The 19,741-nt window shown below is 63.9% G+C and carries 18 protein-coding genes; 6 read left to right on the plus strand and 12 right to left on the minus strand.

The genetic code is table 11. The features are described 5' to 3' along the window. Positions 1-17 precede the first annotated feature (17 nt). Positions 18-1,127, plus strand: a complete 1,110-nt coding sequence (locus tag IB263_RS10900; RefSeq protein ID WP_246811012.1) for an ABC transporter substrate-binding protein — start codon at positions 18-20, stop codon at positions 1,125-1,127. A gap of 250 nt (positions 1,128-1,377) precedes the next feature. Continuing rightward, positions 1,378-1,902 carry a hypothetical protein gene (locus tag IB263_RS10905; RefSeq protein WP_060515871.1) on the plus strand — a complete coding sequence of 175 codons (525 nt, stop codon included), beginning with the start codon at positions 1,378-1,380 and terminating at the stop codon, positions 1,900-1,902. Between the two features lie 58 nt (positions 1,903-1,960). Here the strand turns inward: IB263_RS10905 and IB263_RS10910 are convergent, their stop codons facing one another. Next, a complete protein-coding gene (locus tag IB263_RS10910) occupies positions 1,961-2,545 on the minus strand; it encodes a cysteine hydrolase family protein (protein WP_060582606.1) in 585 nt (194 codons plus the stop codon). A gap of 113 nt (positions 2,546-2,658) precedes the next feature. Between IB263_RS10910 and IB263_RS10915 the strand changes: the two genes are divergently transcribed. Further along, positions 2,659-3,102 carry an Lrp/AsnC family transcriptional regulator gene (locus tag IB263_RS10915; RefSeq protein WP_226020607.1) on the plus strand — a complete coding sequence of 148 codons (444 nt, stop codon included), beginning with the start codon at positions 2,659-2,661 and terminating at the stop codon, positions 3,100-3,102. A 62-nt stretch (positions 3,103-3,164) separates the two neighbouring features. Here IB263_RS10915 and IB263_RS10920 read toward each other — a convergent pair whose 3' ends face one another. The 3 genes from IB263_RS10920 to IB263_RS10930 form a co-directional block, all read right to left on the minus strand. Beyond that, complete coding sequence (locus IB263_RS10920) at positions 3,165-4,397, minus strand: aromatic ring-hydroxylating dioxygenase subunit alpha (protein WP_060582605.1); 1,233 nt, start codon at positions 4,395-4,397, stop codon at positions 3,165-3,167. A gap of 129 nt (positions 4,398-4,526) precedes the next feature. Continuing rightward, the gene (locus tag IB263_RS10925; protein ID WP_192438478.1) at positions 4,527-6,974 is read right to left on the minus strand and encodes an FAD-dependent oxidoreductase; all 2,448 of its coding nucleotides are present in this window, start codon (positions 6,972-6,974) and stop codon (positions 4,527-4,529) included. Then, on the minus strand, positions 6,971-9,418 hold the full coding sequence (locus IB263_RS10930; RefSeq protein ID WP_192438479.1) for an FAD-dependent oxidoreductase: 2,448 nt from the start codon (positions 9,416-9,418) through the stop codon (positions 6,971-6,973). The genes IB263_RS10925 and IB263_RS10930 overlap by 4 nt, the downstream gene beginning before the upstream one ends. A 123-nt stretch (positions 9,419-9,541) precedes the next feature. Here IB263_RS10930 and IB263_RS10935 point away from each other — a divergent pair, with 123 nt between their 5' ends. Continuing rightward, the gene (locus IB263_RS10935) at positions 9,542-10,417 is read left to right on the plus strand and encodes a LysR family transcriptional regulator (protein ID WP_134888002.1); all 876 of its coding nucleotides are present in this window, start codon (positions 9,542-9,544) and stop codon (positions 10,415-10,417) included. On the opposite strand, the gene IB263_RS10940 is transcribed toward IB263_RS10935, so the two are convergent. From IB263_RS10940 to IB263_RS10955, 4 genes are all read right to left on the minus strand, one after another. Then, on the minus strand, positions 10,414-11,085 hold the full coding sequence (locus tag IB263_RS10940; RefSeq protein WP_034792072.1) for an amino acid ABC transporter permease: 672 nt from the start codon (positions 11,083-11,085) through the stop codon (positions 10,414-10,416). The genes IB263_RS10935 and IB263_RS10940 overlap by 4 nt on opposite strands. Before the next feature lie 17 nt (positions 11,086-11,102). Further along, positions 11,103-11,918: a transporter substrate-binding domain-containing protein gene (locus tag IB263_RS10945; protein ID WP_180316606.1), complete on the minus strand. Its 816-nt coding sequence runs from the start codon at positions 11,916-11,918 to the stop codon at positions 11,103-11,105. An 11-nt stretch (positions 11,919-11,929) separates the two neighbouring features. Beyond that, positions 11,930-12,232 carry a GYD domain-containing protein gene (locus IB263_RS10950; protein WP_034792064.1) on the minus strand — a complete coding sequence of 101 codons (303 nt, stop codon included), beginning with the start codon at positions 12,230-12,232 and terminating at the stop codon, positions 11,930-11,932. 119 nt (positions 12,233-12,351) lie between these two features. After that, positions 12,352-13,020, minus strand: coding sequence for a cysteine hydrolase family protein (locus IB263_RS10955; protein WP_089043394.1), 669 nt, complete (start codon positions 13,018-13,020; stop codon positions 12,352-12,354). Positions 13,021-13,157: 137 nt separating this feature from the next. Here IB263_RS10955 and IB263_RS10960 point away from each other — a divergent pair, with 137 nt between their 5' ends. After that, entirely contained in the window at positions 13,158-14,072 is a 915-nt protein-coding gene (locus IB263_RS10960; RefSeq protein ID WP_060605667.1) for a LysR substrate-binding domain-containing protein, read from the plus strand. Here the strand turns inward: IB263_RS10960 and IB263_RS10965 are convergent. The 3 genes from IB263_RS10965 to IB263_RS10975 all read right to left on the minus strand — a co-directional run bounded on the left by IB263_RS10965 (position 14,066) and on the right by IB263_RS10975 (position 17,785). After that, complete coding sequence (locus IB263_RS10965; RefSeq protein ID WP_192438480.1) at positions 14,066-15,751, minus strand: alpha/beta-hydrolase family protein; 1,686 nt, start codon at positions 15,749-15,751, stop codon at positions 14,066-14,068. The genes IB263_RS10960 and IB263_RS10965 overlap by 7 nt on opposite strands. A gap of 148 nt (positions 15,752-15,899) precedes the next feature. Beyond that, positions 15,900-17,189, minus strand: coding sequence for a mechanosensitive ion channel family protein (locus IB263_RS10970; protein ID WP_060515860.1), 1,290 nt, complete (start codon positions 17,187-17,189; stop codon positions 15,900-15,902). Positions 17,190-17,326: 137 nt separating this feature from the next. Further along, entirely contained in the window at positions 17,327-17,785 is a 459-nt protein-coding gene (locus IB263_RS10975) for an Lrp/AsnC family transcriptional regulator (RefSeq protein ID WP_034792047.1), read from the minus strand. A gap of 126 nt (positions 17,786-17,911) precedes the next feature. Here IB263_RS10975 and IB263_RS10980 point away from each other — a divergent pair, with 126 nt between their 5' ends. Next, the gene (locus tag IB263_RS10980; RefSeq protein ID WP_034792023.1) at positions 17,912-19,195 is read left to right on the plus strand and encodes a cystathionine gamma-synthase family protein; all 1,284 of its coding nucleotides are present in this window, start codon (positions 17,912-17,914) and stop codon (positions 19,193-19,195) included. A 154-nt stretch (positions 19,196-19,349) separates the two neighbouring features. Here the strand turns inward: IB263_RS10980 and IB263_RS10985 are convergent, their stop codons facing one another. Then, on the minus strand, positions 19,350-19,700 hold the full coding sequence (locus tag IB263_RS10985; RefSeq protein WP_034792008.1) for a VOC family protein: 351 nt from the start codon (positions 19,698-19,700) through the stop codon (positions 19,350-19,352). Positions 19,701-19,741: the final 41 nt, after the last annotated feature.

Genomic DNA, 19,741 nt, shown 5'->3' on the forward strand with positions numbered 1-19,741 from the left:
TCCTCTTCCCGGCCGCCCTGCGGCTGACGCTCGTTTTCATCACCGCCCTGCTCTTTGCTGTCTCCGCCCGCGCCGAAAGCAACTGGCCGATGACCGTCACCGATGCGGTCGGCCGCGAGGTGACGATACCGGCAAAGCCGAAGGCGATCCTGCTTGGAAGCGGCTTCAATCTCGTCGCCCTGTCGCTCATCCATCCCGATCCCGTCAGCCTGCTTGCGGCCTGGTCCGGCGACATGAAGACCGACAACCCCGAGATCTACGAGAGCTTCCGGCGTAAGTTTCCTGATATCGCCGACGTGCCGCAGATCGACGATGGCACCGGCCCGGGCCTCTCCTTCGAGACGCTGCTGACGGTGAAGGCCGATCTCGCGCTGCTCAATAACTGGCAATCCGACACCGAGTCCGGCAGGCGCGCCATCGAGTATCTGACCGGCATCGGCGTGCCCGTGTTGGTGGTCGATTTCAACAACGACGCGCTGACCGGCACGCCGCGCATGATGCGTCTGCTCGGCCGCATCCTCGAACGGGACGAACAGGCAGAAGCTTTCGCCCGGTTCTACGAGGACAAGCTCAAGCTGATCCGCGACCGCATCGCCGCCAAGCCGGAACCGCGCCCGCTGGTGCTGATGGACGCCTTCCCCCAACCCGACCGCTGTTGCTGGGCCTATGGCACCGGCGGTCTCGGCGAATTCCTGACGGTGGCCGGCGGCCGCAACTTTGCCGAAGGCGTGCTGCCGCGGCCGGGCGGGACCGTCAACGCCGAGGCGATCATGGCCGCCAATCCGGAAATCTATATCGCCACCTCCTCGCCCGGCGGCAAATACGGCACGCTCTCGATCGGCCCCGGCGTCAGCGAAGATGAAGCGCGCGAGACGCTGGCCCGCACCATCGAGGCGCCGGCGCTGAAGACCATCCGCGCCGTCGAGGAAAAGCGCGTGCACGGTCTCTGGAACTTCTTCAATGCGATCCCGCTCAACATCGTCGCCGCCGAAGCCTTCGCCACCTGGATCCGGCCGGATCTGTTCGGCGATCTCGACCCCCAGAAGAGCCTTGCCGAGATCAACGCCCGCTTCGCCGCGGTGCCCTTCGAGGGCACCTACTGGGTGGACCTGACACCCGCCAGATAGGGCGACGTCCTGCACACGCGAGCGCGGACCCACACGGTATCGTCACGCGTGTTCACCAATTCGTCAGGGTGCTTCCTTTCGTCCGACGCCCCGGCGTGTTGCCAGTCGGCGCCCACCCTATATAAAGGCCAGGCGGTGTAGCGCGCCGTTCCAAAAGGCGAGCGTCGCTGTAACACGTTGATCGGCTGCACGATTTCTCTGTTGCGTCGATTCCGGACCAAGGAATGATGCGGGGTTGAGGAGGATCTTGATGCTATGGTTGATCGCGTTACCGCTGGGTCTTGTCGTCGTGTATCTGGCAGCGCGCTTCAGCCGCTTTCGTCATTGGGCCGAACCGATCCTCTCCGTCGCCGTGGCGCTCGGCCTGCTCGTCGCCTTCATCATCTGGTTTGCCGACCGCGACGGTCGCACGCCGGCCGCGCCGCCGCCCGTTGAGACGACCCAACCGGCCGGCCTCACGGCCGCCGACGTTGCCCTCGAAGGCCTGACCTTCGAACAGAGCCAGCCGGAGAGAAGCTTCCGGCTGCGCGGCACGGTGACGAACAAAGGGCCGCAACTGCTCGAATATTTCCGCCTCGCGGTAACGCTCGAAAACTGCCCTGACGGCAATTGCGAGACGATCGGCAACGACACCGCACTCATCCTCGCCCGCGTGCCGGCGGGCCAGAGCCGTTCGTTCGAAACCTTCCTCACCTTCCCCAACCGCGAGGGCGAAAGCCTGACGGCGCCGAAATGGACGACCGAGATCCAGGAAGTCCGCGGCGCCAACCGGTAGTCGGCGGCGCGGGAGCGGAAGCACCTGAACGGTAGCCCCGTCTGCCCGCGCCCGACCGTCAAGCCGCTGCCGGTCGCTGCAACGCCTCGACGAGCTTCGCCGTCGACAACACCTCGGCAAATTCCGCCCGCAAGGTCGCCACGTGGGCGCGGTGGATTTCCCGCGCCGAGATCACTCCGCCTTCGCCGTCCGGCTGGTCGAAACAATCGCAGGCATCCTCGACGAGGATCATGCGGTAGCCGAGATTGGCGCCGACGCGCACCGAGGTCGAGACGCACATGTCGGTAGAAATGCCGAAGGCGACGACCGTCTCGACGCCGAGACGACGCAGGCGCAAGTCGAGGTCGGTACCGATAAAGGCGGCGTTGACGCCCTTGGTGACGAGTGCCTCGTCTCCCATCGGTCCGAAGCCCGGCCGGAAGCCGTTGCCGGGCGCGCCGAGGGAAAGCGTCGAGCCGGGCATGACGCTGTCGTGGCGCACGTGAATGACTGGTCGACCGCTTGCCCGCCAGGCGGCAAGAAGCGCAAGGCCGTTGCTGTCGACCGCCTCATTCCAGCGACGCGGCCAGGGGGCGCTGTCAAAGGCCTGCTGCATGTCGATCGGCAGCAGCACGGCGTTGTCGGGGACACTCATTTTGGGCATGGCAAGGCTCCTTGGTTGTAGGGAGACGCTATCTTGCCTATCGTCCGATTTCACTGGACATGATGACGCCTGACCGGACATATGTCCGGAAATGGCGACAAGGAGGCGACGTTTTGACGGAAATCGATGAAAAGGATCGCCTGCTCTTGGCGGCTCTCAGACAGGATTCGCGCCAGAGCCTGGTGGCACTGGCCCGCCACAGCGGCCTTTCGCGCAGCGCGGCCCATGACCGGCTGCGACGGCTGGAATCCAAGGGCGTGATTGCCGGCTACACCATCCGCCTCGGCATCGAAGACCAGAGCCCGACCGTCAAATCGCTGATCGCGATCACTTTCCAGCCCGGCAAGAACTGCGACCATATCGTGCCGCATCTCTCGGCCATGCCGCCCATCGTCACCTGCTGGTCGCTCGCCGGCGCCACCGACCTGATGGTGCTGGTCGAGTGCGCCTCCAACGGCGATCTCGACACCATCCGCCGCCAGATATCGATCATCCCGGGCGTCGCGACGGTGCAGACGCATGTGGCGCTGAGGACGCATTTCAACCGGCGGGACTAGGCAAACGAAATGCGTCGCCGGCACACTTGCACCGGCGACGCGATTTGCCTGCAGCTTGCCGCTCAGGCCGGCCGGCTGATCTCGTCGAGATACCAGTTGATGTAGCGCAGCTCGTTCTGCTCCATCGGCGCGATTGGGCCTGGCACGAAGTAGTGCGAACGCACGCCGCGCGACGTGTGCTCGATGATCGCCTTGTCCTCGTCGGTCGTCACCTTCCAGAGCCAGGTGAGCTTTTCCAGATCGTAGTCGCGCCCCTCCTCGGCCTTGCCGTCGACGAGCCAGATCAGCTCCATCTCCGAGGTTTCGGCCGTCTTCGGGATGAAGCGGTAGATCATGCCGTGGTCCGGATAGCAGACGAGGAAGGTGGTGCCACCCAGATGGATCGAGGTGACGCCGCCGTCGAAATCGGTGAAGCGGCCCATCAGCGTGCTCAGCGCCTGCCCGTCCTTGCTGCCGGTCTGGACGCCATCATAGAGCGCGTAGCGGAAGGCATGAATGGTCTCCTTGCCGCCGGTGGAATTCTGCCAGTGATTGCCGGAGGCGACCTCGATGCCGAGCGCGCAGGTGCGCGCCTCCATCCTGGCGTTCAGTTCCTCGATCAGGTGCAGCGGCTGTTCCAGCGCATGGGTTTCGGAATATTCCGGATGCGCCGGCCCGCAATGGTAGCACTCGACATAGTTTTCGACCGCAAGCTTCCAGTTGGCGTCGATCGCATAGCTCTGACGATGGGCGATCTTCGCCGATCCCCAGCCATACTGCCCGCAGGTCGCATGCAGCAGGCGCTCGACCTCGGAGAAATCAAGCGGCTCGGCGGCAAAGGAGATGAAGATCAGTCCTTCGACGACACGCACGTTGAGCTTCTTCAGGCCGTGGTCCTCGCGTTTGAAGTCCTTGGGCATCAGCCGCGCCGCCTTCAGCGCGCCATCATTGCCATAGGTCCAGGCATGGTAGGGACAGACGAAGGCACGGGCATTGCCCTTGTCCTTGGTGCAGACCTCGGCCCCGCGATGACGGCAGACATTGAGCATCGCATGGATCTCGCCGCTTGCCGTACGGGTGACGATCACCTGCTCGGAGGCCATGCGGAAGACCTCGAAATCATTGGCGTTGGGGATCGCGCTTTCATGGGCGACGCAATGCCAGTGACGCCGAAAAACCCGCTCTAGGTCCCGTTCATAGATCTCCGGGTCGAGGTAGAAGGCGCGGGCAAGCCCATGGCCCGGACGATGGCCGGCGACCAGCTGATCGATGCGGTCGCCCGCAACTGTCGTATCCTTAAGCTCCGATGCGAGCATGGACTGAACTCCAGAAAGAAGACCGGAAACCCGCGATCCGGCACGCGTATTTTCGTTGTGCCTCGAAGGGCCCCTCATCCGCGCGGTGAGGGGCTGTCTCAAGCGCCAGGCACGCCACCCAACGCCTGCCTACATCCGCACCCGCTCCGCCCGCGGGTCGTACATCGGCTTCAACGACGCCTCCGCCTTCACCCGCGTTCCGGCGATCTCGATCTCGAAGCTTGATCCGAGCACGTCCTCTGCGCTCTCGCCTTCCGAGGGCACGTAGCCGAGGCCGATGGCGCCGCCGAGGTGGTGGCCGTAATTGCCTGACGTGATCGTGCCGACGATCTTGCCGTCGCGAACGATCGCCTCGTTGTGGAAGAGCAGCGGCTCGGGATCTGCGAGCCGAAACTGCACCAGCCGGCGCGAAAGCCCGCGATTGTGCTTGGCAAGCACCGCCTCGCGGCCGATGAAATCGCCCTTGTCGGCCTTGACCGCAAAGCCGAGCCCGGCTTCGAGCACATGATCTTCGTCGGTGATGTCGTGGCCGAAATGGCGGAAGGCCTTTTCGATGCGGCAGCTATCCAGTGTGTGGATGCCGCAGAGCTTGAGGCCCAGGTCCTGCCCCGCCGCCTCCAGCGCCTCGAACACATGCGCCGTCTGGTCGGTCGAGACATAGAGCTCCCAGCCGAGCTCGCCGACATAGGTGACGCGGTGGGCGCGGGCGAGGCCCATGCCGACCTCGATCTCGCGCGCCGTGCCGAACGGATGCCCCGCGTTGGAAAAATCGTTCGGGCTCACCTTCTGCATGAGCTCACGCGCCTTCGGCCCCATGACGCAGAGCACGCTTTCGCCAGCGCCGACATCAGTGATCACCACGAACTCGTCCGTCAGATGCTTGCGCAGCCAGGCGAGGTCGCGCTGGAGCGTGGCACCGGGCACGACCAGCAGGAAGGCGGTTTCCGACAGCCGCGTCACCGTCAGGTCGCTCTCGATGCCGCCGCGGGCGTTGAGCATCTGGGTATAGACGATCCGGCCGGGCTCGACGTTCATCTCGTTGGCGCAGAGCCGCTGCAGGAAGGAAAGCGCATCGCGCCCTTCGACCCGGATCTTGCCGAAGGAGGTCATGTCGAACAGGCCGACGCCGTTTCGCACCGCAAGATGCTCGTCCCTCTGGTTCTCGAACCAGTTCTGCCGCTTCCATGAATAGCGGTACTCGCGCTCCTGGCCTTCCTTCGCAAACCAGTTGGCGCGTTCCCATCCGGCGACTTCACCGAAGACAGCGCCGCGGGCTTTCAGATGCTCGTGCAGCGGCGAACGGCGCACCCCGCGCGCGGTCGCCATCTGGCGATAGGGGAAATGGTCGGCGTAGAGCAGGCCGAGCGTTTCCGAGACGCGGTCTTTCAAATACGCGCGGTTCTTCTGGAACGGCTGCGCCCGGCGGATGTCCACCTCCCAGAGATCGAAGGGCGGCTCGCCGTCGTTCATCCATTGGGCGAGCGCCATGCCGGCGCCGCCCGAGGAAACGATGCCGATCGAATTGTAGCCGGCCGCGACCCAGTATCCCTTCACCTCAGGCGCTTCGCCGAGATAGTAGCGGTCGTCGGGCGTAAAGCTTTCCGGGCCGTTGAAGAAGGTATGGATCCCAGCCGTTTCCAGCATCGGCATGCGGTTGACCGCCATTTCGAGGATCGGCGCGAAGTGATCGAAATCGTCCGGCAACTGGTCGAAGCAGAAATCCTCGCGGATGCCGTCCATTCCCCAGGGCTTGGCCTTGAGCTCGAAGGCCCCGATCAGCATCTTGCCGGCATCTTCCTTGTAGTAGGTGCACTCGTCCGGCACGCGCAGAACCGGCAGGCGCTTCAGCTCCGGGATCGCCTCGGTGACGATGTAGAAATGCTCGCAGGCGTGCAGCGGCACCGTGACGCCGGATTGCCGCGCAAACTCCCTGCCCCACATGCCAGCGCAGTTGACGACATGATCGGTCTCGATCGTGTAGCTCTCGCCGTTCTGCTCGCAGGTGACGCCGGTGACCCGGCCGTCCTTCATCAGGACGGAGGTCACCTTGACACCCTCGATGATCGTCGCGCCGTTCTGGCGGGCACCCTTGGCGAGCGCCATGGCGATATTGGCCGGGTCGCACTGGCCATCGAGCGGCAGATGCACCGCCGCCTTCACATCCGAGGTGTTGAGGTGCGGATACATCGCCTTCACTTCGTCAGGCGTGATCTCGCGCACGTCGACATTGAAGGCACGCGCCAGCGACGCCTGGCGATAGATCTCCTCCTTGCGCTCCTCCGTCAGTGCCACGGTGATCGAGCCGTTCTGGCGCATGCCGGTGGAAATGCCGGTTTCGGCCTCGAGCTTGACGTAGAGGTCGGCCGAGTATTTCGCGAGCCGCGTCATGTTCTGCGAGGCGCGAAGCTGACCGATCAGACCGGCCGCATGCCAAGTGGTACCGGAGGTCAGCTGCTTGCGCTCAAGCAGCACCACATCTGTCCAGCCGAGCTTGGCGAGGTGATAGGCGACGGAACAGCCGGAGACGCCGCCACCGATGATGACTGCGCGGGCTTTCGAGGGAATGGGCTTACTCATGCGCGCAGTCTTTCATTGGAGGGATCCCAGAGCGGTTGGTCCGCCTCGACCGTCGCCTTGAAGCGATCGCCGAAGATCTCGACCTCGATTTCCTTGCCGGGCACGGCAAGGTCGGCGCGCAGCATGCCGAGCGCGATCGACTTGCCGACGCGGTAGCCCCAGTTGCCCGAGGTCGTCTCGCCGACAACCTGGCCGTCGGACCAGAGCGTCGACATGTAAGGCGCGTCGCAGCCGTCGGCGGCGACGGTCAGCGTCACGAAGCGTTTGGAAACGCCCTGCTGCTTCTCCCGCTCCAGCGCCGCCTTGCCATTGAAGCCGGGCTTGCCCCAGTCGACGAAGCGCTCCAGCCCACCCTGCAGGATGGTGTAGTCGGTCGACAGATCGCCCTTCCAGGCGCGGTAGCCCTTCTCGATGCGCAGACTGTCGAGCGCTTCCATGCCGAAGGGTTTGAGGCCATGCTTCTGACCGGCCGCCCAGACGGCGTCGAAGATGGCGGCCGTATCCTCGACCTTGGTATGGATCTCCCAACCGAGTTCGCCGGCGAAGGAGACGCGCACGAGCTGGCAATAGCGCCCGGCGATCTGCGCCGTCTGGTGCGTGAGCCAGCCCTTGGCGAGATCCGCTTCGCTGACCTCGGCGAGGATCGCGCGCGACTTCGGCCCGGTCAGGATCTGGCAGGAGAAGGACTTGGTGACGTCGTCGATGGTGAAGGCGGCGTCGGCCGGCCGGTGCTTCATCAGCCATTCGAAATCGTGCCACTGCGCGGTTGCGGCGGTGATGAGGAAGAAGAAGTCTTCGTCGAGCATCATCACCGACATCTCGGTAACGATCCGGCCCTTGTCGTCGGCGAAATAGGCCAGGCCGATGCGCCCAGGCTTCGGCACGCGGCCTGTGATGAGGCCGGAGAGCCATGCGGTCGCGCCCTCACCCTTTACCCGGAAGCGCGAGAAGCCCGGCAGGTCGAGAATGCCGGCGGCATCGCGCACGGCCAGGCACTCTTCTTCGATGCGCTTGGCCCAAGGCCCTTCGCGGCCCCAGGTCTGCGTCGCCTCTTCCGAGGTGTCATCGCCTGGTTTGGCGTACCACATCGCACGCTCCCAGCCGTTATAGGGCTTGAACTGGGCGCCGAGTGCGGCGATGCGATCGTGGATCGGCGATAACTTCTTGCCGCGCCCGGCTGGCCAGTAATGCTTCGGAAAGTGCATCGCGTATTCGTGGCCGTAGATCTCCATGCCCTTGGCGATACAATAATCCTGGTCGGTGTAGTCGGTGTAGCGGCGCGGATCGCAGGACCACATGTCCCACTCGGTCTGGCCCTCGGTGATCCATTCGGCGAGCACCTTGCCGGCGCCACCCGCCTGGCAGATACCGAAAGTGAAGACGCAGGCTTCGAAGGCGTTCGGCACGCCCGGCATCGGGCCGATCAGCGGATTACCGTCGGGTGCATAGGGGATCGGGCCGTTTATGATGCGCGAAAGACCGGCCGTGCCGAGGATCGGCACGCGCTCCACGGCGTCGTTCAGGTACCATTCCAGCCGGTCGAGATCGTCCGGGAAGAGCTGGAACGAAAAGTCTTCCGGCATGGGGTCGTCGGGCGTTACCCAGTGGGCGCGACAGTTGCGCTCGTAGGGGCCGAGGTTCATGCCGTTCTTCTCCTGGCGGAGATAGTAGGAGCTGTCGACGTCACGAAGCAGCGGCAGCTTGTGGCCCGCCTCCTTCGACCAGGCGGCAAGCTCCGGGATCTCGTCGAACAGGATATACTGATGGCTCATCACCATCATCGGCACGTCACGGCCGAACATTTTGCCGACTTCGCGGGCATAATAGCCGGCGGCGTTGACGACGTATTCGCAGCGGATCTCGCCCTGCGGCGTCGAGATGACCCATTCGTCGTTTTCGCGGCGCGCGCCCGTGACCGGACAGAAGCGGATGATCTTGGCGCCCATGTCGCGCGCACCCTTGGCGAGCGCCTGGGTCAGCTGCGCCGGGTCGATGTCGCCGTCATAGGGATCGTAGAGCGCGCCGGTCAGCTCGTGGGTTTGGAGGAAGGGATAGCGGGCGCGCATCTCGTCGGGCGACAGGATATCGAGATCCATGCCCTGGTAGCGCCCCATGCCGACGACGCGTTTGAACTCCTGCAGCCGCTCCTTGGAGTGGCCGAGCCGGATCGAGCCGGTGACGTGATAGTTCATCGGATAGTCGACGAGCGCGCCGAGGTCACGATAGAGCGACGCCGAATAGCGCTGCATGTTCATGATCGACCAGGAGGACGAGAAAGTCGGCACGTTGCCGGCGGCATGCCAGGTGGAGCCCGCCGTCAGCTCGTTCTTTTCCAGAAGCACGCAGTCGGTCCAGCCGGCCTTGGCAAGGTGGTAAAGCGAGGAAGCCCCAATCGCTCCCCCACCGATGATCACGACGCGTGCGTGCGACGGCAAATTCGACATTAACTGTTCCCTCGTTTTGGCGAATTCTTGCCGGTGAAGCCGGGCGCCATCAAGCAACGGAAACAGGCTTTATTGATCGATGTTTTCGATTAGATTGGAGCGATTGCAGCGGGAGAGAACGGCATGCAGGTGGAGCTGATCGAAACCTTCCTGGACCTGATGGAGAGCCGCTCCTTCAACCGCACCGCCGAGCGCCTGAATCTTACCCAGTCGACCGTCTCACATCGGGTGAAGGCACTGGAGGCGCAGTTCAACCGCAAGCTCTTTACCCGCAACAAGGGCGGCACCGTGCCGACGGCCGCCGGCCTGCGCTTTCTAGATTACGCAAAAGCCCTGCAAAACCAATGGCATGAGGCCACACGCGCGGTCACCAACGCCGGCGCGCTGGAGCGCTCCATGCGGCTTGGTGTCCAGCATGATCTGGCGGAAGCCTTTGCCGGGGAATGGATGGCGACGATCCGCCGGGAGCTGCCCGGCATCGAGATCTATATGGAGGCGGACTACTCCAACCAGATGAACCGCGATCTCGGCGCTGGCGACCTGGATCTGGCGATCCTCTACACGCCCCACTACCTGCCCGATCTTTATTACGAAAGGATCGGCGATCTGCATTACGTGATGGTGAGCACGGAGGCGCAGATGCTCGCCGAGATCCGCTCCGAGAGCTACATCCGCTCAAGCTATTCGCCAGGCTTCGATCGCGCCCACCGGCTGGCGCTGCCGCATCTCTCCGCAGCGCTGCTTGCTGCCGGCCAGAACATGGCGATCACCCGGCTGCTTCGCACACTCGGCGGATCGGCCTACGTGACGGCAGCGACGGCCGAGCGGCTGGCGGACGATGGATTTGCCGCGCGCGTTCAGGACGCGCCCGTCATCCCGCAAACGGTCTATGCCGCCACCAGCCTGCGTACCCGCCACGCCCACCAGCACCGCAAGATCATCGCCGCCATGGCCGATCTGCTCGCGACGCTGCCGGTGCCGAATTCGGAAGCGGGCTAGGCCATGCGCCGCTGGATCAGCCGCTGGAGAAACATCAGGATCGAAACGATCGCGAGATAGTAGACCAGCGCTGCCGAATACCACTCGACGAAGCGGAAGCTGGAGGCGATCGCGTCGTTGACGACCGCCATGATCTCGCGCATCGAGATTACATAGGCGAGCGAGGTCAGCTTGATCAGGTTGATGAATTCGTTGACCAGCACCGGCATGACGATCCTGAGCGCCTGCGGGAGGACCACCAGAAAGAAGGTCTGCCAGCGATTGAGCCCAAGCGCGCGGGCGGCGTCCGTCTGCCCCTGGCCGATCGCCGCAAGCGCCCCGCGCATCGCCTCCGCCATGTAGGCGGCCGTCACCAGCGTAAACGCGATGAAGGCGGCGACGAAGGGCGTGTACCAGGGCGCCCGCGTCAGCCCCGGAAAAAGCTGCGGTGCGCCGTTCCAGACGATCAGGAGCACGAGGATCAGCGGCGCCGAGCGAAACAACCAGACATAGACCTGCGCCGCTGTGCGCCTGACCGCCGCCATCGAATTGAGCGCGACGGCCAGCGGCAGGCAGAGCAGGAACGACGCCGCCTGCACCAGGATCGACAGCAGGATGGCGATGCCCGCCCCCTGCAACATGACGGGCATGGTCAGGGCATCGAAAAACAGTTTCGTATCGAAGTTCATGCCCCGCCTCCTTTCGCTCAGGAGTCGTAGTCGACGTCGAACAGAGCCGGATCGAGCCCGTACTTCCTGGCGAGATCGCCGAAGAAGCCCTTCGCCTTCAAGGCCCTCAACCCTGCCTTCACCGCGGCTGCATCGCCACCGTCACGGCGGCTGTAGATGCCGTATTTGAAATCCGAGGCCCAGATATAGGGGAGCGTGAGCGCGCCGTCGGAACGCGACGCGCGATAGGCGCCCTCCGCCTCTTCCGTCACGGTCGCATCGACGCGGCCGACGAGCACCTGCTGGTAGGCGGCCTGCTGGGTCGGGTATTCCTGCACATCGACCGGCGGCAGCCCCTTGGCCGCGAGCGCCTCGTTTAAGGGCCCGATCCGCTCTTCCTTGTAGTAGGCGCCGGCTTCGAGCGCGATGACCTTGCCGCTGAGATCCTCCGGCGCCTTGATCGTATCGCTGCCCGCTTTGGTGACCATGGCGGTCGCCGATTTCATGTAGGGCACGCCGTCATAGGTTTCGCGCCGCTTGGCGTTGATGTAGATGCCGCTGACGATGACGTCGCAGCGCCCTGCCCCGAGCGTCGGCAAGAGGCCGGCGAATTCGGTGACAGTGTAGTTCACCTTCGCATTCCATTGCGCGGCCAACGCTTCGGCGATCTCGATGTCGATGCCGGTCGGCTTCGCATCGGCCGGATGTTCCTTGAAGGAAAGCGGCGGAAAGGCCGCGGTGGTGCACACGCCAACCTCTCCATCGGCGGCGAAAGCCGGCGGCTCGGCCTGTGCGGCGCCGGCCGTAAGCACGGCGGCTGCAAGAAGGGTTGCGCAGGATGCCAGTCTGATCATCTTCATTCCCCTCATTGTGCTGGTGAAACGCGGCCGACGATGTCGCCATAGGTCTGGCTGTCGAAGGCAGGAAGGATGAGCGGATCCACAAAGCCGTCGCGCCGCGCCGTCAGCACGTATTGCATCATCGACGCATTGTCCGGCATCTCGAAAACCTGGACGAAGTCATAGGTCCCGAGCGTGGCATAGAAGGCGACCGAGCGGCCGCCGAGCGCTGCGACCCGATCCTCGCTCACCTTGCGCCGGCTGCCACTATCGGCAAGCTCGGCCAGTCCCTTCGAGGTCAGTCGCATCAGCGAGATGTATCTTTGCATGGGGCATCATTCCGTTGAACGGTTGGCAAAAGGCTTTGGAAATGTGAGGACCGCGCCTGGAGCAATTCCAGGAGAAGCGTGAAGCGGCTTTTCGTCCGGAATTACGCGGTGCCAGAGGGCTAGCGGGCGGCGGCCTTGGCCAGTCCGGCAATTACGGCATCACTGGTCGAGACCGTCCCGAAGATGCCGTTCTCGATCGAGATCATGTTGATCGCCGCCTCATGCGCCCACTGCTCGCCGCTGGCGCAGCAGTCCGAAATCGTCAGGCACTGGAAATTGCGGTCGCAGGCTTCGCGCAGCGTCGTATGCACGCAAACGTCAGTGGTGCAGCCGGTAAAGAGCATGTGGGTGATGCCCTGGGATCTCAAGACATGCTCGAGATCCGTATAGGTGAAGGAACTGTTGCAGGTCTTGTCGATGATGACGTCGGTGTCGGCGACATCGAGTTCCGGGAGCAACTGGAAGCCGGGGCTGGAACGCAAAAGCACCTGCGTGTTCTCAAGTCCGGAGCGCTTGCGCCGCCATTTCTCGTAAGGCGTCATGTCGGCGAGATCGGCGCGGTAGCCCTGGCGCGTGTGGATGATCAGGCAGCCGGCTTGCCGTGCCGCCGCAATCACCCGGTTGACCGCGGGCACGATCGCGGCCAGCGGCGCCGGATCGTAGCCCATCGAGGCGAAGTAACCGTTGGGCGAGCAGAAGTCGATCTGCAGATCGATCACCATCAGCGCCGTCTGCGCCGGAACCAGCTTTCCATCATAAGGAAAATCAAACGGTTGTGCCTCGATCATCGTAGTCCTCCCTCTCTCCGGTCAGATTCATAGGAGCAAAAATCGATTGGGAATAGCGATTTTTTATGCTTGATATTGTGCAGTCTGGCTAAACGATTTCACGCCGTGAGGGGCGCGATCAGAGCGGGAGGGCTCACGTGAAGGCGTTGCATTTCCTGCCCTATATCCGGGCGTTCGAGGCGGTCGCGCGCATCGGTTCCGTGCGCCAGGCGGCGGATGAGCTGGGCTTGAGTCCCGGCGCCGTGTCGCTGCAGCTGCGCCGGCTTTCGGAGACGACCGGCCTGACGCTGCTTGAAAAATCCGGCCGTAACATCAAGCTCACGGCCGCCGGCCGCGAGTTCGCGCAGACGGTTTCCCACGCGATCGGCAACCTTGCCGCCGCCGTCGAGGACGGCACCGACCGACGGCTCGAAAGCCACCAGCGCAAGCTGACGGTCGGCCTGCCCCCGGCGCTCGCGATTGCATGGATGGCCGGCCTCCTCGTACAGTTCGCGGGTGCGCGCGGCGTCACCGATCTTTCGATGCGCAATTGCATCCGCGCCAGCGACGTCGTCTGGGACGATGTCGATCTCGCCGTCGTCTACGACAATCCGCCCTTCGACGGCCTGTGGTGGCAGGCAGTCAGCGACGTGAAGCTCAGGACGGTCTGCTCGCCGCTCCTCTTCCCCCGGCTCGAAGGCCCGCTGCGCGAGCGGAAGCTGCGCGACGTCACGCTGCTGCATGAGGATGACGGCCGGGAATGGACGCGCTGGTCGGCCGCATCGCGCATTTCGCTCGAAGGCAGCCGGAGCGTGCGGGTGCAATCGGTCGCGATCGCCGTCGCCTCGGCGCTACAGGGCCAGGGCATCGCGCTCGTCTCCGACGTGCTGACACGCTCCTATCTCTACGAAGGACGCCTGATCCAGCCCTTCCCGACGGCGATACCGGCCTCGGCCGGCTACTATCTGCTCTGCCCGACGGAAAAGGCGGAGGAGCCGCTGATCCAGGCCTTCGCCAACCAGATCGCCGCGCACCTGCGTGGCGAGCGGTCCGGCGACAAGCAGGCTCAGTAGCGACCCTTGAGCAGCGCCTTCAGCCGCTCGGCATCCGCCTCGCTGACATCAGCCGGTGCCATCACCTGCATCCACGCGTCGATATAGTGCTCCGGCGCATAGACATGGCCGTAGCCGATCGGCGAGGTCGTCGCGAGCGCCATGTCGGCAAGCAACTGGAACATGGTGACGACGGGGAACCATCTGAGCGCAGGAGAGACGTCGGCACCGCGCGGCGCCTTCATCCAGTCGGGCTCGCGGTAGAAGGAATATGGATCGAAGAAGGTGATCGGGTCACTGGCATATTGCAGATAGACGATGCGGACATTGCCCCAGGTCGCGCCCGGGATGTTCAGCGCATTCTCCTGATTGGTGAAACGGATCACCGAGCCGTCGCGATAAAGCGGCCGCCACTCCGGCGAGCCCGGATTGCGGTTTCGGGTGATCTGCAGCCAGGTCTTGGTCGGGAACGGCGAGCCGACCCAGAGCGCGCCCTGGAACGGATCGCTGATGATATCGAAGGGATCGACCGAGCCTTGCGAGTTCATCGAGCCGAGGCTGAGGCCATATAGATAGAGCTTCGGCCTTCTGTCCTTCGGCAACGTCGTCCAGTAGCCATAGACCGCATCGAAGAGCGCATCGGCCGTCTCCGCGCCATATTCCGGCTCGACCAGCAGCGACAGCCAGCTCGTGAGATAGGAATACTGCACAGCGACGCTGGCGACATCGCCCTTCATCAGATATTCGAGCGAATCGAGGCCGGGCGGATCGATCCAGCCGGTGCCGGTCGGCACCACGATCAGAAGGTTCGTGCGCTCGAAGCCGCCGACGCGCTTCAATTCCTCCAGCGCGAGCTTCGCCCGCTCCTTGGCGGTCTCGGCCGAATTGAGGCCGGCATAGACGCGCAATGGCTCTTTTGCCTCTCCGCCGAAGAAGCCGCCGATGTCCTTCGCCGCCGGACCGGAAGCGATGAACTGGCGCCCCTGGCGGCCGAGTTCGTCCCACGTCATCAGCGACGCGTTGCTGCCGGTCTTCAACGGATCGGTCGGCGGCGCGACATCCGGATCGATCAGCGCGTCCAACCGCTGGAACGAGCTGTCGGCCGCATGCAGCGCGAAGCGGAAGATGACGCCGTCAACGGCGGACCAGAACAGCGCAACGGCGGCAACGACGGCCGCGACCTTTGCCAGCGGCCGGGTCAACACATGCTCGAAGCGGCGGGTCAGAAACCGGAAGGTCAAGCGGAACAGGCGCGCGATGAGCACGATGGCGACAAACACGAGTGCCGCGATCAGCCCGAGCTTGAACGGCTCAGCACTTTCGACCGGGTCGAGCCCCATGATCTGCCGCACCGTGTTCTGCCAGTAGGCGGCGCGCCAGAGGAAGGCGAGCGCAACCGCGGTGCAGCCGAGCGCCGCTAGCACCTTCACCGTAAGGCCTGTGCGGCCGTGGATCTCCGGCAGGTCGAGCAAGGACCACAGCCAACGCAACAGTACGCCGATCGCATAGCCGGCGGAAAGCGACAGGCCCGAAATCACCGCCTGCACCACATAGGGCCGCGGGATGAGGCTCGGCGTCAGCGACATGGCAAAGAAGAAGACGCCGACGATGAGCCCCGTGGTCGAGAACGATGCCAGCAGCGTCGAGAGAAAACGCGGCATCGGCAACCTCGACAGCGGCGTCTGTTGAAGATGGTCCATGGCGTCGGGTCCCCACTGATGCTGGCACGGTCACCGGAACAACTGCGGGCTGTTCCGGCGCCGGCAATGTCGCTTCCCCGGCGTGTCCAGTCAATCGCCACAACCGCAAGACACCCTGACGCGAACCGGTCGACGGGCACTTCGGCCCCTAAACCCGGGTGACCTCGACCGGCGTCTTCATGATGATTTCACGGTGCGGGAACGGGATCGAGATACCCGCCGCCTTGAACGCATCCCAGAGCGCCATCAGCACCTGCCCGCGAATGTTGGTGAGCCCGTTGCTCGGATCGGAAATCCAGAACCTCAGCTTGAAATCGAGCGACGAGGCGCCGAAACCCGTCATCCAGCACACCGGCTGCGCGTAGCTGCTCGCCACCCGCGGAAGCGATGCGGCGGTCTCGATGGCGATGCGCGCCACCTCGTGCGGGTCGCTGTCATAGGAGGTGCCGAAATCGACCTCGATGCGGACGAAGTCGCTGGAGAACGACCAGTTCACCACCTGCTGCGAAATGAAGTCCTCATTTGGAATGAGGTATTCCTTGCCGTCCCGGGTGATGACGGAGACGAAGCGGGAGCGCAGGTCGCGCACGGACCCGAAGGTATCGCCGAGCGTGATCGTGTCGCCCGGCTTGATGGATTTGTCGAGCAGGATGATGATACCGGAGATGAAGTTGGAAACCACCTTCTGCAGACCGAAACCGATGCCGACACCGACCGCCCCGGAAAAAACCGTCAGCGCCGTCAGGTCGATGCCGGTGGCCGATAGCGCGATTGCGCCGGCAAAGCCAATCAGCGCAATCTTGACCAGCTTGCTGATCAGCACCTTGAAGGAGGGTGTCAGGTCCGCTGACCGCTGGATCCAGTGCGACGAGACATTGCCGATCAAAACGGCAAGCCAGATCAGCGCGGCGGAGAGCACGATGGCTTTCAGGACGAGCAGCAGCGACAGGCGAACCGCACCGAGATTGATGGCAACGCCATCAAGTGTCGTCAGGATCACCCGGTCGAGCCCGACCGCATAGAGCGCAAAATAGATCCAGCCGACGACGGCGGTGACGCGCGCCAGCATCTGGTTGCGTATGATGCGTGTGAGCACCGAGATGACGAACCACGCCGCCGTCAGCGTCAGCGCGGTCGCCACCAGCCAGCGATAGGACGGCCAGCCAAAGCGCAGGATCATGCCGTCGGCGATCCAGAGCCAGACGATCAGAAACAGCCACCGCAGCCGCCGCATGAAGGCGATGATGACCCGCAAGAGATCCGGATTGCCCTTGATCAGACGGGCTCGGGCTTCGACCCGCGGCTCTATTCGCTTCGCCAGTGCGCCGCAGACCAGGTAGCCGGCGACGATGATGGCGAGCTGATAATAGGTCCACTCGTTCAAAAAGACCGTCTGCAGCCAGGAAGCGGCGGCATCGAGCGCTGTTGCGAAATCCATCGTCTCTCTCCGAGAGAGCAAGGCGCCCGCCGAGCGTGTGGGACGCCCTCCTAACTCGAATCTAGGGCATCCCTGATGGTTTCAAAGCCGGATGGACGATTATCGAACCGCTTCAGAGGCTTATGGAGGGGTTGGCGCTAGACTCGCCGCTCCTTGATCGTGTTCATCACGAAACTCGTCTCGATCGAGGCGACGCATTTGAGCCTTGCGATCTTCTCCTTGATGAAACGCTCGTACTGATCGAGGCCGGCGCTCATCACCTTCAGCACGTAGTCGCGCGAGCCGGTCACCAGATGGCATTCGAGCACCTCGTCCCAGCCGCGCACCGCCTCTTCGAACATGACGATCTCGTCTTCGTGCTGGCGGCTGAGCGTGACGGTCGCAATCGCCGTCATCGTCCAGCCGTCGACTGCGGGATCGACCAAAGCCGTATAGCCGCGGATGACCCCGGTCTCCTCCAGCCGCCGTAGCCGACGCAGACAGGGCGACGCCGAGAGCCCCACCCGCTCGGCGAGCTCGTTGTTGGTCAGGCGGGCATCCGCCACCAGTTCCTTCAAAATCCTGCGATCCGTCTCGTCGGCAATTTTCTGCGCCATATCTTCTCAACTCAGCCAAATCTTTGCGCAACTCAAGGCGATCCCGCCGGAAATAGCAAGGATCGGTCCAAGCATCTGATATAATTTGCCTGTCAGTCGAGTCCGCTTCGCTTGAGGAGACAAGCCATGACCGCACCGCATCCCTCCAAAACCCACATCGGAAACCACAAGCTGCATCCTGAAACGCAGATGCTGAACTATGGCTACGATCCGGAACTGTCGGAGGGCGCGGTCAAACCTCCGGTCTTTCTGACCTCCACCTTCGTCTTCCGCTCCGCCGAAGAGGGCCGCGACTTCTTCGACTTTGTCTCCGGCCGGAAGGAACCGCCGGCGGGTGTCGGCGCCGGCCTCGTCTATTCGCGCTTCAACCACCCGAACAGCGAGATCGTCGAAGACCGTCTCGCCGTCTACGAGCGCACCGAAAGCTGCGCACTGTTCTCGTCGGGCATGTCGGCGATCGCCACGACGCTGCTCGCCTTCGTCAAGCCGGGCGACGCGGTGCTGCACAGCCAGCCGCTCTATGGCGGCACCGAGACGCTGCTTGCCCGCACCTTCCTCAATCTCGGCGTTTCCGCCGTCGGTTTTGCCGATGGCGTGAACGAGGCGGCCGTCAGCGCCGCCGCAGAAGAGGCGATGGCCAAGGGCCGGGTCTCGGTGATCCTGATCGAGACGCCGGCGAACCCGACCAATAGTCTCGTCGACGTCGCCATGATCCGCCGCGTTGCCGATGCGATCGGCAGGAAGCAGGGCCATACCCCGATCGTCGCCTGCGACAACACGCTGCTTGGGCCCGTCTTCCAGCGGCCGATCGAGCACGGCGCCGACATCTCGCTCTATTCGCTGACCAAGTATGTCGGTGGTCACTCCGACCTGATCGCCGGCGCCGCGCTCGGCTCCAAGGCGGTGATGAAGCAGGTGAAGGCGCTACGCGGTGCGATCGGCACGCAGCTCGATCCGCATTCCTGCTGGATGCTCGGCCGTTCGCTCGAAACGCTGGCGGTGCGCATGCAGAAGGCCGACGACAATGCCCGCATCGTCGCCGAATTCCTGCACGACCACCCGAAGGTCGAGCGTATCCACTACCTGCCCTTCCACGGCGAGGACACGCCGGTCGGCCGCACTTTCAAGACGCAGTGCACCGGCGCTGGCTCGACCTTCTCCTTCGATATCGCTGGCGGCCAGGAGGCGGCCTTCCGCTTCCTCAATGCGCTGCAGATCTTCAAGCTCGCCGTCAGCCTCGGCGGCACGGAATCGCTCGCCAGCCACCCGGCAGCGATGACCCATTCCGGCGTGCCGATCGAGGTGCGCCACCGCATCGGCGTGCTGGAATCGACCATCCGCCTGTCGATCGGTATCGAGCATCCCGACGACCTCGTGGCCGATCTTTCAAACGCGCTGTCGCTCGCCTGATGCAAGAGGCCGCCGGTCCAACCGGCGGCGTCCTTCGCGAGTTTGCAAGGACGCAATTCCGGACGGAAAACCGCTGCGCACTTTTCCTGGAATTCGCTCGCTTGGCTGGCGCAATTCCGGACGGAAAACCGCTGCGCACTTTTCCTGGAATTGCTCAGTGCGCCAGGATGTTGACGATATTGCCGAACGGGTCGCGCATGTAGAAACGGCGCACGCCCCAGGGCTCGTTGGTGATGTCGTAGACGATCTCGACACCGGCGGCCTTGGCTCGCTGATAGGCCCGGTCGACATCGTCCACCTCGATCGAAAGCACCGGCACCGGCGTATCGTTGCCGCCCTCGCTGGCGATGCTCACCTGTGGCATCGCGGCCTTGCCCTCGGCGGCAAAGGTCAGGATCCAGCCGTGATCCATCACCACGTCGAGTTCCAGCAGGTCGCCGTAGAAGGCGCGCGCCACTTGCGGGTCCGGGGCGTAGAGGTTTGAGACGATACGCTTGACTGTCATGGAATTCTGCTCCCTTCGACGCGCCGCAACGCGGCAGCATC

This window comes from Ensifer sp. ENS03 (genome assembly GCF_014852035.1).
GTDB lineage: Bacteria > Pseudomonadota > Alphaproteobacteria > Rhizobiales > Rhizobiaceae > Ensifer > Ensifer adhaerens.